The organism is Paraburkholderia sp. CNPSo 3272, assembly GCF_024206495.1.
Lineage (GTDB): Bacteria > Pseudomonadota > Gammaproteobacteria > Burkholderiales > Burkholderiaceae > Paraburkholderia.
Genome location: NZ_JAMBPQ010000064.1, coordinates 1 through 17,527 on the forward strand (window position 1 = coordinate 1; position 17,527 = coordinate 17,527).

Annotated in this window: 13 protein-coding genes; 6 read left to right on the plus strand and 7 right to left on the minus strand. The window is 59.3% G+C overall.

Annotated elements, in window-relative coordinates; all coding sequences use genetic code 11:
* Nucleotides 1–195: 195 nt before the first annotated feature.
* Complete coding sequence (locus tag M3I53_RS36135; RefSeq protein ID WP_254320560.1) at nucleotides 196–1,851, plus strand: fatty acid--CoA ligase; 1,656 nt, start codon at nucleotides 196–198, stop codon at nucleotides 1,849–1,851.
* Between the two features lie 155 nt (nucleotides 1,852–2,006).
* The gene (locus M3I53_RS36140; RefSeq protein ID WP_254320561.1) at nucleotides 2,007–3,092 is read left to right on the plus strand and encodes a porin; all 1,086 of its coding nucleotides are present in this window, start codon (nucleotides 2,007–2,009) and stop codon (nucleotides 3,090–3,092) included.
* 273 nt (nucleotides 3,093–3,365) lie between these two features.
* Here the strand turns inward: M3I53_RS36140 and M3I53_RS38765 are convergent, their stop codons facing one another.
* Nucleotides 3,366–3,554 carry a transposase gene (locus M3I53_RS38765; protein WP_375542632.1) on the minus strand — a complete coding sequence of 63 codons (189 nt, stop codon included), beginning with the start codon at nucleotides 3,552–3,554 and terminating at the stop codon, nucleotides 3,366–3,368.
* Between the two features lie 458 nt (nucleotides 3,555–4,012).
* Between M3I53_RS38765 and M3I53_RS38355 the strand changes: the two genes are divergently transcribed.
* From M3I53_RS38355 to M3I53_RS36165, 3 genes are all read left to right on the plus strand, one after another.
* Nucleotides 4,013–5,731: a methyl-accepting chemotaxis protein gene (locus tag M3I53_RS38355; protein ID WP_302057999.1), complete on the plus strand. Its 1,719-nt coding sequence runs from the start codon at nucleotides 4,013–4,015 to the stop codon at nucleotides 5,729–5,731.
* A 1,211-nt stretch (nucleotides 5,732–6,942) separates the two neighbouring features.
* Entirely contained in the window at nucleotides 6,943–7,809 is an 867-nt protein-coding gene (locus M3I53_RS36160; RefSeq protein WP_254320563.1) for an alpha/beta fold hydrolase, read from the plus strand.
* Between the two features lie 197 nt (nucleotides 7,810–8,006).
* Nucleotides 8,007–9,086: a porin gene (locus M3I53_RS36165; RefSeq protein WP_254320564.1), complete on the plus strand. Its 1,080-nt coding sequence runs from the start codon at nucleotides 8,007–8,009 to the stop codon at nucleotides 9,084–9,086.
* Nucleotides 9,087–9,178: 92 nt separating this feature from the next.
* Here M3I53_RS36165 and M3I53_RS36170 read toward each other — a convergent pair whose 3' ends face one another.
* The 6 genes from M3I53_RS36170 to M3I53_RS36195 all read right to left on the minus strand — a co-directional run bounded on the left by M3I53_RS36170 (nucleotide 9,179) and on the right by M3I53_RS36195 (nucleotide 16,140).
* A complete protein-coding gene (locus tag M3I53_RS36170; RefSeq protein WP_254320565.1) occupies nucleotides 9,179–9,370 on the minus strand; it encodes a hypothetical protein in 192 nt (63 codons plus the stop codon).
* A 281-nt stretch (nucleotides 9,371–9,651) separates the two neighbouring features.
* A complete protein-coding gene (locus tag M3I53_RS36175) occupies nucleotides 9,652–11,139 on the minus strand; it encodes a methyl-accepting chemotaxis protein (RefSeq protein ID WP_254320566.1) in 1,488 nt (495 codons plus the stop codon).
* A 370-nt stretch (nucleotides 11,140–11,509) separates the two neighbouring features.
* A complete protein-coding gene (locus tag M3I53_RS36180; RefSeq protein ID WP_254320567.1) occupies nucleotides 11,510–12,739 on the minus strand; it encodes a CaiB/BaiF CoA-transferase family protein in 1,230 nt (409 codons plus the stop codon).
* A gap of 2 nt (nucleotides 12,740–12,741) precedes the next feature.
* Nucleotides 12,742–13,512 carry an enoyl-CoA hydratase/isomerase family protein gene (locus tag M3I53_RS36185; RefSeq protein ID WP_254320568.1) on the minus strand — a complete coding sequence of 257 codons (771 nt, stop codon included), beginning with the start codon at nucleotides 13,510–13,512 and terminating at the stop codon, nucleotides 12,742–12,744.
* 261 nt (nucleotides 13,513–13,773) lie between these two features.
* Nucleotides 13,774–14,055: a putative quinol monooxygenase gene (locus M3I53_RS36190; protein WP_254320569.1), complete on the minus strand. Its 282-nt coding sequence runs from the start codon at nucleotides 14,053–14,055 to the stop codon at nucleotides 13,774–13,776.
* A 90-nt stretch (nucleotides 14,056–14,145) separates the two neighbouring features.
* Entirely contained in the window at nucleotides 14,146–16,140 is a 1,995-nt protein-coding gene (locus M3I53_RS36195; RefSeq protein WP_254320570.1) for an acetoacetate--CoA ligase, read from the minus strand.
* 602 nt (nucleotides 16,141–16,742) lie between these two features.
* Here M3I53_RS36195 and M3I53_RS36200 point away from each other — a divergent pair.
* Nucleotides 16,743–17,456, plus strand: coding sequence for a TetR/AcrR family transcriptional regulator (locus tag M3I53_RS36200; protein ID WP_254320571.1), 714 nt, complete (start codon nucleotides 16,743–16,745; stop codon nucleotides 17,454–17,456).
* Nucleotides 17,457–17,527 lie beyond the last annotated feature (71 nt).

Below are 17,527 nucleotides of genomic sequence, written 5' to 3' on the forward strand. Positions count from 1 at the left end.
GCCCCCCCCTCCGCCTCCCCGACGGAACGGATGCATCTGTTCGCCTGAACGCCTAGTCTGATCGCGTGAAGTTATCGGGTGAGCGGCACGCGGAGACAACGCCCCTCGCCCGCGATCAACAGGCGCCGCGTCGGGGCGGGCGACAACGTTCGCCGAGGCGTGGCAACCCCACCGTTTTACCTGACAGTACACGAGATGCCTAAAGCCATCGAGAGCCGAGAGGTCTGGCTGACCCCTTCAGCGTATGCCTACCCTCTGCTGATCAAGCAGTTGCTCCATACGCCGCTTGCCACCTGCCCGGAGCAGGAAATCGTCTACCGCGACCAGACGCGCCATAACTATTGGACCTTTCGCCACCGTATCGGGCAACTCGCCAGCGGACTGCTGGAATTCGACGTCGGACCCGGCGATACAGTCGCGGTGATGGATTGGGACAGCCACCGCTACCTCGAATGCTATTTCGCCGTGCCGATGTTGGGCGCGGTGCTGATGACGGCGAACGTGCGCCTGAGTCCTGAGCAGCTTGCCTATACGCTGAACCATTCCGGTGCGCGCGCACTTCTGATCAACGCGGATTTCCTGCCGATGCTCGCAGAAATGCGCAGCAAGCTCGAGCACATCGATAAATTCTTTTTGCTTGATGACGCTGGCTCGACCGCCGTGCCCGATGACTTCGTCGACGAGTACGAAAACCTTCTGGCGCGGTCCTCGCCTGACTTCGTCTTTCCCGATTTCGATGAAAACACGGTAGCCACGACGTTCTACACGACGGGCACAACTGGGATGCCTAAAGGCGTCTGCTTCAGTCACCGGCAGATCGTACTGCATACGCTGGCCGAGACGGCGGCGCTGACCAGTGCGCCGCAGCAGGGCCGTATCCACCGTGACGACGTCTATATGCCGATGACGCCGATGTTTCATGTGCACGCGTGGGGCATACCTTATGTGGCGACCATGCTCGGCCTGAAACAGGTCTATCCCGGCCGCTATGCTCCAGACTCGCTGCTCGAACTGAAGGTGCGTGAGCGCGTGACGTTCTCGCACGGCGTGCCCACGCTCCTCCAAATGGTCTTGTCATCGCCGGATGCCGCCGCGGCCGACTTGCGTGGCTGGAAAATCGTCGTTGGCGGTTCGGCGCTCCCTCGCGTCCTTGCTCAGACGGCGCTCGAGCGCGGCATCGACGTCTTCACCGGCTACGGCATGTCGGAGACAGGGCCCATCCTCACGCTTGCCCAGGTCAAGAGCGCCACGCCTGATGACACGTCCCACGAGCTCGACATGCGAACGCGAACGGGACTACCGGTTCCGCTCGTCGAGCTGCGCGTTGTCGATGAACAGATGCACGACGTCGCGCACGACGGCAAAACCAGCGGTGAGATCGTGGCAAGAGCACCGTGGCTGACCGGCGAGTACGTCGGTGATCCCGCTGCATCCGAAAGGTTGTGGGCCGGTGGTTATCTGCACACGAACGACATCGGGGTCATTGACAGCCAAGGTTACCTGCAGATCACCGATCGACTCAAGGATGTCATCAAGTCGGGCGGCGAATGGGTCTCGTCGCTCGAACTGGAAGATCTTATTTTCCTGCATCCAGCTGTCGCCGAAGTCGCCGTCATCTGCGTGAAAGACGCTAAATGGGGCGAACGTCCGCTGCCGCTAATCGTGCTCAAGGCAGGCGAGGTTGCTGACGAACAGTCTATTCAAAAGCACTTGAAGGAATATGCGATCCGCGGCGTCATTTCAAAGTACGCCGTACCCGAGCGGGTTGTGTTCGTCGATGCGATCGACAAGACGAGCGTCGGGAAGGTCGACAAAAAACTGTTGCGGGCGAAGTACCAAAGCGCGGGATAGCGCTTGTCGAGCCCCCCTTCCCGACCGGTACCCGACACGCCTCGCAAGGACGCGGGGCTCCGCAGCATGCCGACGGCCAGGCTCGATATCGGGGTGATCAAGCATTCGAATAAAAGATAAGTATTGCTCGAAAAACGTCAACGGAGGAGACTTTCATGAGTTCGTCGTATCGCCGCAAACGCATTGCCGTTGTTGTCGGCACCCTGCTTGGAACTATCGGAACGGCGGCACATGCGCAAAGCAGTGTGACGCTCTTTGGCATTGCCGATAGCGCAATCCTGTACACCAGCAAAACCCTCGATCTCGCCAACGGACACAACGCCGGCCATCAATTCTCGCTCATCACGGGAGGCTTGGCTCCGTCTGTTTTCGGCTTGAAAGGCGTCGAAGATCTCGGTGGAGGAATGAAGGCAATTTTCGAACTGGAAAGCGGTATTGACCTCTCCACCGGCGCCCTCACCGATTCGAACGGTAACCTTTTTGGCCGTCAGGCATGGATCGGCTTGACCGGCGGCTTCGGCACCGTGAAAGCCGGCGTGCAATATTCGCCGTTTGCCCTATCGTTGATCGCCACCGACCCGCGCAATGTTTCCTATTTTGGCAGCGGCGTTCCGCTTTACATCAGCAACGTCTTTGTCACCGGCATATTCAACTCGAACTCGATTTCGTACACGAGCCCGATGATTGCCGGTCTGCAAGGCAGCGCGATGCTCGCCCTGGGCGGCGCGGCGGGCGATTTTCAGGCCGGCCGGCAATACTCTGCCAGTCTGAACTACACGCTCGGCCCGTTCATGGTCAGCGCCGCCTTGTACAGCGGCAACTCCGGCGGCACGGCTGCGACGACGCCGGTGCCCAGCACCGTTGCTTTCTCGGGCCGCACCATCGGCGCGAGCTACCGCATAGGGGACTTGACGATGAAAGCCTCATTCATCAATTTCAAAACCGCCGGCTCCTTCGATAACCGCATCTATGGCGGCGGCCTGAGCTACCGGGTGACGCCCGCGACAAATATCGACGCGGGGGTCTGGTATACGAGCGACGGCAATGACACCAGCAACCATTCGATCATGGCTGCGAGCGGTTTGACCTATAACCTCTCCAAAGCGACCACGCTCTATACCCAACTCGGCTACGTCTACAACCACGGGCGCATGAATACCGGATTGTCGACCAACGGCGCCCTCTTCGGGGTGGCGGGTTCCACCGTCGGCGTCGCTGCGGGCATCCGCCATATTTTCTGATTGGCCTGCGCCGTTCGGGTCATGCGAACCTTTAGCTGGCGGCTCGAATTTCGACCGCCCCGTTTATTCCTGCGCCTTTGAACCTCGTCTTTCACCGCAACGCGGGCGACCTGCCATTGCCCTTGGCATTTCGTTTGGTTGCATCACCGTGCTGGCGGCTATGGCGGTATGGCACGCGCCCGATGCGGTTTCTGCGCTGCACTTGCCGTGGGCGCGGCGGGGTTCAGGACGACAGTGCTCGTTGGGCTCATGGCGTTCGTCGCAGCGGTAAGTTCACGAAAAATTGACTTGGAATTTCGTGCGGTATCCGTTCAGCAGGTCGGCAAGCTCAGCGTCGATGGTTTCTTGTATCCAGATGACGAAGCGTCGCCAGTGATATTTGAAATGTTTCCAGACGATCTTGATCAGATTGAGCTCGGGACTGTATGGCGGCAGATAGAAGAGGAGCGTTTTGTGTTCAATGGACTAGCGATCCGGCGTAGCGTGGTCGACGCTGTGATGGATGCTCGCGTTATCGAGCACGATCACGGTGGGTTTGCCGTCGCCCTGCTGGACCAGCGCTTCCATACCCTCGACGACATGGAGTCTCTGACAGTGCGCGCGTGCGAGGCATCGATCAGCGCATTCTTGCCGAAGTCGAGCGCACCGATGATTGAGCGCCTGCAGTGGCTGTTGGGTTCAATCGCATGGGGCAAGCCTCGCGGTGACCAGCTGCGCTGAACCGGCGGTGCGCCCGCTGCACGCGTGCGTGCATCCCGGTGTCTGTGAATGATCGAAAGCGGCTGCAATGTGATTTCCTCCACTTCGCTCAGGTCTAGCAGGCACTTCATCCGCTACCCCGGCTTCGAGAGGCTGCCCGGTTAGCCAAATCCAAACAGATTTACCAGGAACACTTACAACCATAAAAAGAGAGGAACAGCATGGGCAACGGAAATAATCGTTCGACAAACGAGTTCGAACTGCAAGATTCCGAATTGATGGTGCTATGCACGGACGCGCATGCACGTGTCGTCTACGCCAATCCGGCCTATCAGAAGGCGATGGGCTATACCACGCAAGAACTCACGGCGATACCGGTCGCGGAGCGGCTTAGCGATATGCCGCCGCAGGTTGCGATTGACGCGGGCATCACCCTGCGTGCCGGCAAACCCTGGCGCTCCGTCGTCAGGTTTTCCTGCAAGGATGGAGGCCAATTCTGGTCTCGCGCGAATGCTTCGCCGCTGTACTCGCAGGGCCAATACATCGGCTCCTTGATGGTGCTTGCCAAGGCATCTTCTGAAGAAATCAGAAAGACTGAGGCGCTCTACAAAATATTGATCTCCGGCCAGAAGAAGCTTGGATGGCGTCAGGGGCGCCTTGTGCGCCTGAACGTCCTTGGCAAGGCAGTCGAAATGGGTCGCACGCTTGGACTCAAGCGGCACATCTGGGGCGCCATGGCCGCATTGAACGCAGTGGTGACGATCGGGCTGCTCGCGTTCCGTGGCGAGGTTGCTTCGCTGTCATTCTGGGGGCCGTTGGGCGGCCTATTGGCCGCCACGACCGCGGCCGGCTGGTACTTGTCGCACGCCATCGTCGAACCCTTGCGCGAGGCAGTGCGGTTTGCCAACCGGATTGCCGCAGGCGACCTGAGCGCCGAGTCCGTCAGTACGCGCAGCGATGAGATAGGCGACGTCGTGCGTACGCTCAACCAGGTGAGCGTAAATATGCGCGTCACCGTAATGGACGTGCGCAACGTTGTGCATCTGATGCAGCAGGCAACCACGGAGATCGCATCGGGCACGCTCGACCTGTCGGCGCGCACGGAGATGCAGGCCAGCAGCCTCCAGGAGACCGCAGCATCAATGGAGGAAATCAACTCCACCGTGAAGAACAATGCGGACGCGGCGCGGCAGGCCAGCGATCTCGCGGCGCAGGCTTACGGCGCGGCTGAAGCGGGCGGCAAGGTGGTGGGCGAAGTAATCTCGACCATACAAGGAATCACGCAATCGAGCGGCAAGATCGGCGACATCATTTCCGTGATCGACGGCATCGCCTTCCAGACCAATATCCTGGCCCTGAACGCGGCGGTCGAGGCAGCCCGTGCCGGCGAGTCGGGCCGCGCCTTTGCAGTGGTAGCAGGCGAGGTGAGGAATCTGGCGCAACGAAGCGCGCAGGCGGCCAAGGAGATCAAGATCCTGATTACCGAGAGTCTGGACAAGATCAACGACGGCTCGCGGCTGGTCAATTCGGCTGGCAAGGCGATCGACGACATCGTGTCACAGGTGAAGAGCGTGACGGAGCTGGTCGGCCATATCGCGGAAGCGTCGCGAGAGCAGTCGGCTGCGATCGGGCAGGTCAGTCAGGCGGTCGAGCAACTGGACCACACGACGCAGGAGAATGCCACGCTGGTAGAAGAACACACCGCGGCAGCCGACAGCCTGAAATCGCAGAACGACCGGCTGGTGGAGACGCTTTGTGTTTTCACGCTGTCGCGTACTGAGGCCAACTCGATGCTGCTACGAACCGAGGTCGCGACAACGTCGGCGCCTACGCCCGCGAGGATCGCGACGAGGCGGCAGGACGCGCCGCGGAGTCCACCCGTTGTCGGTGCAATCCATCGCCGATCGAACGGCCTGTTGCGTGGCGGAGCGGACGCCTAAATGTCCGAGCGACGCTGCAGGCGCACGACGCCTTATGGCCGAGTCTACTCATTCGCGGCAATAGCCCGCAAGCTGCCTTCGACGATATCAAGGTCCGGTCTGTTGGGACTCGTCGAACTGGTGCTCTCGGCCATCTCCAGTCATTCCCCATTGGCGTTCGGGCCGACACCCAAGCGTCGGCTCTACCTTTGAAAGCCGCCGTTGACCTCGCGCCAGCCCAAAGGTCGGTGTGGATTGGTGTGCGGCGGGTCGTCATCGGACGAGCTTGACTAGAACCGCTCGGTCAATTCGAACATTGTAGCTGCTCTGTCGCGAAGAAAGTCGGTCAGTTCTCCTTGCCGCAGCTAGGTCCTGGATCTCCCCTACTTCTCTTGGCGCCAGGTGTGCATGTCACCCCGAGCTTGCGGCGCTAGCTTGATCGAAGGAACCTTGCACTCCCCACTTGTTCGGTCCTAGGAAATAGGCGCCGATGCTCCCTTTACGTTGTGCGACTGGCTAGTTTGATCTATGCCGGCGTTGGGAGACGTAGTCCCCCGGATTGATGAGGTCGGCTGTTTTCCTGGTATCCACGACAAATGCTTTCCACTACGAACCAATTTACGGTTGGCGGCCCTGTCGAAAAAACACGTATGAATCAGAGGCTTGACCTTCTTCTTGTCCTGCCTTGCTGACTTGCCAGTACAGCCCCGTCCTGTGGAGGCAGGAGTCCCCGGAAGCGTACGAGGTGCACCCCGTGACATCCGTCGCAAAGCAGGCGATCCACGTCGCGGCCAATCGGCACAGTGCCCAACGACGAGCTCACGTTTTCGAGGACCAGTCCCGGACTGGCAACGCTATCCAACCACCGATTCAGCTACGTCCTGAACCTGTCGGAGGGCTCCGAAAGACCCGCGTCGGGTTGTGCGGGGCGACACGGCGCGCTGGGCACACTAGCCGCCGTCGTTCTTGACCGTCGAGGGACTCGGATAACCGGCAGTACGGGAACACCGATTTGATCGCACAAAAACAGGCGGCTGAAGGCCAGGGCGTCTTGACACCGGAAAAACTGCATGAAATAGTATGCATGCAAGCATATATACCAAGGTGATTCGAGAAGACGCATGCATCGCTCTCGCCGAGAAGCGCGAGAAAGTTGCCGTTGCGCCGACGTGAATTGTGCGACGCGTGCATCACAGTCTTCTTTCTCGACTAAAACACGTGCAGGAGACACGATGACCGTCACTGAAAACGGATTGACCATCGAAGCCCCGGATGGCCATCGCATTGAAGCATTCCAATGGATCGGCGAGAAACCGGTCCGTGGGATCGTGCAGATCGTGCATGGCATGGCCGAGCATTCGCGCCGATATCGCCACGTGGCGCAGGCACTGGTGCAGGCGGGATATCTCGTATATGCGAGCGAACACCGGGGCCATGGGCAGTCCGCGCTGGACAACGGTACGCTCGGCGACTTCGGCGCTAAAGGGTTTAATGCGCTTGTCGACGACATGGTCACGGTGAGCAGGCATCTGCGCGAACGCCACTCATCCTTGCCACTCCTGATGCTCGCGCACAGTATGGGCTCTTTTGCCGCCCAGATCTTTCTGCTCGATTACGCGGAACTGGTCGATGCCATCGCGCTTTCAGGAACGACTGCGCTGGAACTCCTCGATCCGCGCCATTCCGGCTGGACGTTGGAGGCAGCCAATGCCGCGATTGCGGAGCCACTCACCGTGGTTGATTGGCTGAGCCGTGATCCAGCGGTGCCTGCTGCGTACGTCGCAGATACGCTGTCCGGTTTCGCGCTCACCGAAGTATCGTTGCTCTCCATCTTCGATCATGGTCGGCGTACCTCGGACATGGCTCAGTTCGACAAGGTCCGGAAGGAGCTGCCCCTTTATCTCTTCACTGGAGATCAGGACTCAGTGAATCGCTATCTCGCCTGGTTCGATCCACTTGTGGAGCGGTTGCGTCTCGCAGGGTTTCGCGATCTATCGACGCACGTCTACGGCGGCGCCCGCCACGAAGTGCTCAACGAGACGAACCGGGACGAAGTCATCTCGAACCTGATTGCCTGGCTGAATCGCGTGACGGGTTGAGCGCCTGAAGACCGGGCAGACCCCGGACATATTACTCGAAGGACGCAGCGATACACTCTGTCGCCGCGGCGACTCTTGCGTCCTGAAATTAATGAATCAGAATGCAGGGAGGGCAATCAAGAGGTCGGGCAATAAGATACATACATTAACTAGTAATACTAAATACATTTAATTAAAATAGGTTTAGGAGATGTGGCATGAGCAGACGTAAAAACCCAGCAATCAAACTCGTCGCAGTCGTGGCCGCCATTCTGGCGGCCGGGTCCGTGCACGCGCAGAGTAGCGTCACCCTATACGGCGTGCTCGACGCTGGGCTGCTTTACACGAGCAGAGCCGTGAACGCGGGCGGCACAAACATCGGTCATCGGTTTTCGTTGATGGACAGCGGCTTGTCAGGATCGAACTTCGGTCTGCGGGGCACGGAAGATTTGGGCGGAGGCCTCAGCGCGATATTCGATCTGGAAAGTGGCATCGACATGGCCAACGGTGGGTTTGGCAACTCCAACGGAAACTTCTTCGGCCGACAGACGTGGGTCGCCCTGAATGGCGGGTTTGGCACGGTGCGGGCCGGCCTGCAATATTCGCCATTCGTCCTTTCTCTCATCAGCACCGATCCGCGCAACGCGTCATACTTTGGCAGCGCCGGTGTCATCTATGTCGGTAATGTGCTGGCTACCGGACTGTTCAACCCGAATGCCATTTCATACACAAGTCCGGTTATCGCTGGGTTTCAAGGGAGCGCAATGATGGCTCTTGGCGGCCAGGCCGGCGATTTCCGGGCGGGTTGGCAGTACAGCGCGCGTCTGAAGTATGAATTCGACGGACTGGTGATCGATGCGGCGCTCTATAGCAGTAATGCAGGCGGCACGGCTGCGTCTACGCCCGTTCCAACCACTGTCACCTTCTCGGGCCGCACGATTGGCGCCGGTTATACGTTTGAGTCGCTCATGCTCAAGGCTGTGTTCATCAACTTTAAGGTCGCCGGATCGTTCGACAACCGCGTGTATGGCGGCGGTTTTGGCTACCAGATCACACCCGCATTGCTCGCCAATGCCGGCGCCTGGTACACCAGCGACGGCAACGATACCGCCAACCATTCAATCCTCGTCGGCGCCGGCGCGACCTATTCCTTGTCCAAGGCGACCTCGCTCTACAGTCAGGTCGCGTTTGTCAAGAACCACGGCAAGATGAATACGGGGCTTGCTCTCAACGGCGCTTTGTATGAAGGGTCAGGTTCGACCACCGGCGTCAACGTCGGGATGCGCCACGTGTTCTAGTGTCTGAGGACCCGGCTGAACATCGGGTCCTTGCGCTTTGCCGATTCAGCGCAATATCAGAGAAGTAACTTATCCGAGATTCGCATGCACACTCAGAAGAGCACGAACATGACGAAACGGCGGAAGCTGGCTTCGCTGATTTTCTTGAAGCAGCGGAAGCCAAGCGGCCAACCGATCAGCGCAACGGGCACGGGCAACTGCGTCTGGGTCGTCGGGTCCGAGCAGTTTCCTTTAAGCCCGGTCAGCGCGACCGTAACCAGGAGCAGGGCGAAATTGAACGGCACGGAAACCCGCCTATGCTCAAACATGGAGACCGCGCAAAAACCTTGCCGACTTGCGGTCGAGGCAGATCGCTATAGGTCGGAACCCACAGTCGTTGTGGTAAATGTCGCGGAAATTTGAAAGACACTCGAAAGCGGCAGATGCCCGATCGATTCCGCGTAGCGCTCGTCAAGCCGCCAGTGGGCAGAACAGAGGCCTGCCGGCACCAGCGACGCGAACGCCTTGGCGCTGCAGAACGCGACGAAGTGCTGCAGGCACCGCTTCGTACCTACGCGCCACACGATCACGACACGGCTACGTCAAGTACCCGAAACACCGCTACCGCCTCACGCAACGACTGCGCCTGCTGACTCATTGACTGTGCCGCAGCTGAGGCCTGCTCGACCAGCGCGGCGTTCTGCTGCGTGACTTCATCCATCTGACTCACAGCGCGATTGATCTGTTCGATTCCCATGCTTTGCTCTTCCGACGCCGCCGCAATGTCCTTCACGATGCCCGTGACACGCATCACCGCGTTCACGATCTCGTCGATCGTGCTGCCCGCATCGACAACCAGTTGCGAGCCGGCATCTACCCGCGACACAGACTCGTCAATCAGCATCTTGATTTCCTTCGCCGCGCTGGCGCTACGTTGCGCCAGGGAGCGCACCTCCGCTGCGACCACCGCAAATCCGCGGCCTTGATCGCCAGCACGTGCAGCTTCGACAGCTGCATTGAGGGCGAGGATATTGGTTTGGAACGCAATACCTTCGATCACGCCGATGATTTCCGAAACCTTGAACGAGCTTTCCGAAATACCCCGCATGGTCTCGGTAACGCGGCTAACCGCTGCACCACCGCGTTGAGCGACACCCGATGCGCTATCGGCTAGCAAAGCCGCCTGCCGTGCGTTTTCCGCGTTGTGGCGAACAGTGCTCGCAAGCTGCTCCATGCTGGACGCGGTTTCCTCCAACGAGGCTGCCTGCTCTTCGGTACGCTGTGACAGATCGGTGTTGCCCGCCGCAATCTCGCACGCACCTGTGGCAATCGAATCCGCCGATTGCTTGATACGTAGGACGATTGTGGTCAATTGCTGCTTCATTTCGCGCATCGCGGAAAGTAAATTATCCTGATTATTTTTCGAATCAACGACAATAGTGAGGTCGCCGCACGCCATCTGCTTGCATAGATGCGCGGCATAGTCGGGTTCGCCGCCGAGCGCCTGCTGAATCGAGCGAGACAGCATGGCTATCGCACCCAGCACAATCAGAAGCACGGCTGCCAGAAGCGCTATCACGATGCCGACAGATCGTTGACTGGTGCTTTCTGCCTGTGCGTTGCTCCCCACGCCGAGCGTGTTCAGATCGTCGATCAGTGACTGGATTGAAGCCTGTAGTGGCAAAAATTGCGCGTGATAAAGCGCAGTAACCTCGTCGTTGGCCGTCTTCGGATCGGTAGCGGCCAGCATAATGATTTGCCGCGATTGTTGATCGTATGCGGTCCATCCGGCGATCACCTGATTGAAGTGACTCAGGAGCACTGGGGTTGCAAAGAGTGGACTGATGATAGTCGACCACTTACTGACGTCGTGCTCCGAGTCTTTGAATACTGATTGAGTATCGGTAGCAGCCGGATCGAGTTCCAGCGTCGCGAGGAGGCTGGCCTTTATTTCCGTCATGCCACGCAGTTGGACGGCACGTCTTTGTACGTCGCGTGCAGCGTGGTGGACTGCGCTGAATCCGAGAAACGTCGCGATGATGCCACTGGAGATCGCGATAATCGTTACGGCCATTAGTACCCGAAGCTTTTGCCTGACTGTCACCGCTGCCTACCCCATATCATGTTTTTGTAATTGACTGCTCCCGCCATTCGCGTGCGAAGCTTACCAAGACGCGCTGCGACATCTGCCTCACGGGAACGCATTTTCAACCCTTAACAAAACCGCCTGACACGCCAGTAGCGCCATTCCAGACATCGCAACTAATTTAGTTTTCGATGGGCTGCGACCGGCTAGGCCAATAGCGGCTGAGGTGCGGTGGAGCACAACCGCCCGCATGCGCTCAGGATGCGCCGCACCCAGCTTCGAGCCATGACATCAGGAATGTGTGTTCAATTTTCCCTTCCACACCTCCTGCTACTGTGTTGCAGAATCGTTCACCGATTCAGTCAGGCGCTCCAAATGGATTGCGTCTGCGGAGTAGAATTCGTCGCGCTTTTAGATCAGCAATCGTGCGTTCGTCGATTCCTTCCTCTTGCAGAATCGATTCGTTGTGCTCGCCCTGGAAGCCAGGTATTCCAGGCTCGGGAAGGATGGACGAACTGAAGTGCCAAGGCGCGCCAGGCATACGCAGCGTTCCGCCCGCGCGATCATCAACGTTGACTAGTGCGCCCCATTCGGATGCCCATTCCATCTCCGCGAATTCACTTGCACTACGGATTACACCAATTGCGAGACCGACTTCGCTGACCTGTGTTTGAAGGCTGTCAAGGTCGTCAAAGGTGGCTAACCACGCCTGAACTTCCGCCAACAACGATTTCAGGTTCTGACGACGCAGTACGGCCGTCGCGTAACGAGGATCCTTCCTGATGTCATTACGACGCATCATCGCGCAATACCGGACAAACATCGGCGTAAACACCGGACTGGCAGAAATTGTGATTCGCTCCCCGCTGGGTAACGTGAAAATATGCGAATCTGTAGCCGAGAGAATGATCGGCTCGCCCTCCGTATCGACACCACAGAGTTGCGCACCAAGCCGCTCATTGGCAGCCAGCATCGTTGCCGCCATCGCCACGTCCACGTGCTGACCCTCCCCCGTCCGATTACGATGCTGAAGCGCCGCAAGAATGCCAATCACGCCTTGCATTCCTGTGTACACGTCAGCGTGACTGCATGCGTCGTTCCGAGGTTCTGTCAGCGCATCACCGAAGTGCTGCTCAACGATATCGGTCAGACCCGTTTCTGCCTGAACGGTGGGCGCGAACGCAGGGCGATTGCGCCACGAGGTACTCTGCCCATATCCGCTTAGGGACGCGTAGATGACGCGCGGATTGCGCTCGCGTACCTGCTCGTATGCAAGCCCGAAGCGGCTCAGCGTACCGGGCCGAAAGTTCTCCACAATGATATCCGCGGCGTCGCACATCTTCTTCACGATCTCGCGCGCTTCTTCGTAGTTGAGGTCAATGCTCAAATTGCGCTTACCCGCGTTTTGCTGGATGTAATAGACCGACATGTCGCCCATCAAGGGGAAGCCCGCCCGCCCTACATCGCCGGACGGCGGTTCGATCTTGGTGACATGGGCACCTAGATCGAGAAGCGTCTTCGTGCAAAGCGGACCGGCCAATACTCGGGTAAAGTCGACTACCCGGAGACCTTCGAGAGGTGCTGACATACTCAGTCTCCTTCGAAAATTCCCGTACCCGGGCCGGTCGTCAGAAACGCTTCAATGCCGCGTTTCCGATCCTTCGCACCCCAGGTGTCCCGGTTGATCTCAACCTGGATTTTGTCGGCAGCCGCGATACCTTCTCGCGCGGCCGCATTGGCCTGTCGCTTGATACCTTGGAGGACCAAGGTCGGGCCAGCCGCCAGTTGACGTGCCAGAGACATCGCGGCCTGTGCCAGTTCGGCCTCCGGCACTACCAGGTTGATGATGCCCCACCGTTCGAACATCTCTGGCCGGAAGCGACGGCCAACCATCGCAATTTCCTTGGCGCGGACGACGCCCGCGCGTTGTACCAACCGCTGCGTACCACCGAGCAGCGGAACAACGCCGGCAGCGGATTCCGGCTGACCCAGAAAGGCGGTATCTGCCGCGATGACCATGTCACACGTCAGTGCAAGCTCGAGTCCGCCACCCAGTGCGGCGCCATGCACTGCGGCGACGGTCGGCACCGGGGTGTTCTCCATTACATCCAGGAATTCGTTCAGGGCCGGTTCACTGTGCTGGATTGAGGCGGAACCTTCTTCGAAGGCTAGCACGTCCGCGCCAGCGCAGAAGTGCCGCATCTCACTTCGCAGCAGGATCGCCCGGCAGCTCGTTTCGACCGCGCGACGGTATGCCTCGACGAGGTCGCCAATGAATACGTCATCAATCAGGTTATTGGGGGGCTTTGCCATCGATACGACGCCAACTGCGCCATCGATGGTGAGGTTGACTGAACTCACTCTGTGTCTCCGTACTCAGTGGATAGTGAGAAGCATATTTACAATAGGAATACAATATATCCGCAATGCGTTGCCGACTTTCCAAAATGAACATCAGGAAAATTCTGATTCGACTGAGTCGCAGAAGGGTATCCCCGGCTGTCTGATTGCGATGGCCAAGAGCAATGTCGACGTCACCACGCCTGTGCGGATTGGTAGCGGCGCTTTGCAAATCCCCCCGTGCCAAAAATCGCTGACAATGGATATCGCACTGCCACAGGCTCAAACAGCGGTCAGTCTAAGGATCGAAGGCGAGCCTTCAATATACGCCCCCATTTCGCGGCCGATCTGGCGGAAATGCTCGGAATTCCGATGTGCGTTCACCGCAGCAGGATCCTTGTAGCGCTCGATAAACGTGTAGTCGCCAACGACATCGGTCCGCCACAATCCATATTCCAGGCATCCCTCCTCTTGTCGGGAGGCATGCACCAATTGTTTTGCGAGATCTTCAAATTTGGCTTCCAACCCGGATTTCACTTTGATTTTAGCTATCACTGTAAGCATCTCTGTCTCCATTAGATATTCATTCAACAAAATTTGTAGTCCTACGGACCGCGGAATCATGGCCGAGTTCGCGAGCAAAATTGGTACTGCTCATACTGTACCGTTCCGGCCTCGGGCAATGCCGGCGAACACGTCGAGAAGACTGGGGTTATCCACCGACTGCGTATCGAGGACCGACTCGGGCGAGGCGCCCTGCAGGATGCGCTTGATCGGTACTTCGAGTTTCTTTCCGGTAAGCGTATGCGGAATGCCGGGGACCGCGACAACCTCGTCTGGCACATGGCGTGGCGACACGCCTTCGCGGATCGCTGCCGTGATCCGGTGTAACAAGTGTGTGGACATCTCCGTTCCCTCTGTGAGGGTTACGAACAGCGGCATCCAGTACCCGCCGTCCGGCTGCTCCACGCCGACCACAAGCGACTCAGCGACCTCTGGCAGGCGCTCGACAACTTGATAGATATCCGCACTGCCCATGCGCACCCCATTGCGGTTGAGTGTGGCGTCGGAGCGACCGTGCATGATTACCGAGCCCCGTTCGGTAATGGTGATCCAGTCCCCGTGTCGCCACGCGCCGGGGAAGGTCTCAAAGTAGCTGGCGCGTAACCGCGAGCCGTCGGGGTCGCCCCAGAACGCGATCGGCATTGATGGCAACGGCTTGGTGACAACGAGTTCGCCCACTTGTCCGCGGACGCTGCGACCTTCGGGGTCGAACGAGTCGAGGGCGACGCCGAGGCAGGGCGCGGTCAGCTCTTCTGCCCAAACTGGCAAGGTGGGGACTGCGCCGATGAATCCGCTGACCACATCGGTGCCGCCGCTCGAGGATGCGATGATCACTCGCGGGCCGAGTTCCCGCGCGGCCCAGCGGGCCGTACTCGGCGCCAGTACAGATCCCGTCACGCTAAGACTCCGCAGGCTCGAGAGGTCGTGTTCGGCGGCCGGCCGTACACCGGCTGCTTCGCTGGCCTGCAGATAACTGGGGCTGGTCTGCAGGACCGTGGCCCGGTGGCGCGACGCGAGAGCCCACAGTGAGTCAGGATGCGGATGCCCGGGGCTGCCGTCGTAGCAGACGACGCGGGCCCCGACTAGCAGGGCGGCGATCTGGTAGTTCCACATCATCCAGCTCGGCGAGGTGAAGCCAAGGTACGTGTCCAGCGCCCGCAGGTTACTGTGAAATGTGATCTGCTTCAGGTGTTCGAGCAGAACGCCGCCGTGACCATGCAGGATCCCTTTGGGCTTGCCAGTTGTCCCCGAGGAGAAAAGTACCCACAGCGGGTGGTCGAAGTCGACGGGGATAGGCGCCAGAGTGCGTTCGCCCGCGCTCGCCTCGGCCCACGGGATGAGGTCGGATGAGGTCCCGACGTCTCGTCCCACGCGGGGGACCATAATTGTCCCCCGCAGTGTGGGCAGGTTCCTCCGCAATTGTTCGACCACGTCAAGGCGACCGTGGGAGCGACCCGCGTAGTAGTAGCCGTCCGTTGCAACCAGCACGGCGGGTTCAAGCTGTTCGAAGCGCGCAAGCGCGGCTTGTGCAGAGTATTCCTGGCCGCATACCGACCAAACGGCACCGATGCTTGCCGTCGCGAGGAAGCTGACAATCGCCTGAGGAACATCTGGCAAGTATCCGACAATCCGGTCACCCTTTTGAACGCCGAGCCCGCGCAACGTGTGCGCGACGGCGGCAACCTGGCGTCGTAGTTCAGCCCAGGATAGGGACCCCGCCGTCTGCCCCCCAGGCTCCGACTCGTCAATCAGCGCCAGCCCGGGCAGCTTTTCGTGCCGCAGTACCTGGTCAACGTAGTTGAGGCGAGTACCGGGGAACCAGCGGGCGCCCGGCATGCGCGATTCTCCGAGTACCTGATCACCGCGATCAGTCGCTCGGACGTCGAAATACTCCCAAAGGGAAGACCAGAACAGCTCAAGGCAGTTCACCGACCAGTCGTGCAGGGCACGATAGTCCGCGAGGTGCAGGCCATATCTCTCGCCCAACCAACAGCGGAACTGCTCGATATTGGCCGCTTCGAGATCGGCTGATTGAGGGATCCAAATTGGAGACGAGTCGTGTGTCGATTGATCGGGGCGAGTCACGGTATTTATCTACCTGTCCTGGTGGGGGCAATGTTGCTGTCTAGTCGAAAATGACGTCATGCGGGTCACACGCCCGCATCCCAGCAAGCAGTGAGCTGCGCTGATCAGCCGAACACAGCATTGACTGATGCGGAAATGCATTCACAATGCGCGCGGCCAGCTTCTCGCGCTTCTCGGCGCAGAGCGACACATGCGGCTTCGCGAATCATCTAGATATGTATGCTTGCATGCATACTATTTCATGCAGTTTTTCCCGTGTCAAGACGCCCTGGCTCTGAGCCGCCTGTTTTTACGCGATCGCAATCAGAGTTCCAGACTAGAGGCAGGCCTGAGATTGCGAGTCGCTCGACGGTCAAGAGCGACGGGGCTAAATGTGCCCAGCGCGCCGTGCCGCCCCGCACAACCCGACGCGGGTCTTTAGGAGCCTTCTGACAGGTTCAGGACGTAGCTGACTCGGTAGTTGGATAGCGTTGCCAGTCCGGGACTGCTCCTCAAAACAACGTGAGGTCGTCGTGCGGCACCGTGCCGATGGGGAGCGGCGTGGATCACCTGCTTTGCGACGGATGTCACGGGGTGCGCCTCGTACGCTGCCATGACCCCTGATGTTTCAGGTCCCTTGCGCCAGTCCCCTTCGGTTGCCTTTAAGTCGGGTGTTCGCGCCGCCGTTGAGGGTTTTGTCGGGCAAGGGGGTTCCGCGTATAATTGAAAAATATGTCTACACGCATACCTTTTTTAGAGCATTCAATGTCATGCCGCGCCAAACAGACAGCCGTGAACAGATGATTAAGGCGGGTCGCCGACTGTACAGCGTCCGCGGATATGTGGGCACAGCGTTTTCAGATGTACTCGCTGAAAGTGGCGCGCCAAGGGGGTCCGTCTACTTCCACTTCCCGGGCGGCAAAGACGAGTTCGCAGGCGAGGTCGTGGCTGCGCACAACCGCTCTGCGCAGGCTCGACTGGCGCGGCTGGCCGTGACCTGCCCGACCCCGCAAGACCTACTCGTCGCCTATCTGAAAGGCGCCCGGGACTACACAGTTGCTACCGACTACCGGGAGGGATGTCCGATCGGGGCGGTCATTCTCGAGAGTGCTCAGGCATCGCCAGAACTGTTGGCGTCGGCGGGACAGGCAATGGCCTCGTCGATCGCCCTGCTCGCTGGACTGCTGGTCGAACGCGGTGCCAGTGAGGCGGACGCCCACCGGTGGGCCACTGCGGCGATCACCGCCTACGAAGGTGCACTGATCGTTTCTCGCGCCCTTCATGATCCAGCTCCATTCGACTCGCTCATCGATTCGCTGCGGCACGCCGCTGGCTGAACGGCTCCGGTGCAGCCGTAGGACGGGGAACCAGCGCCGGCCTAACCGGGGTATTCGTACCTTTCGTGCAA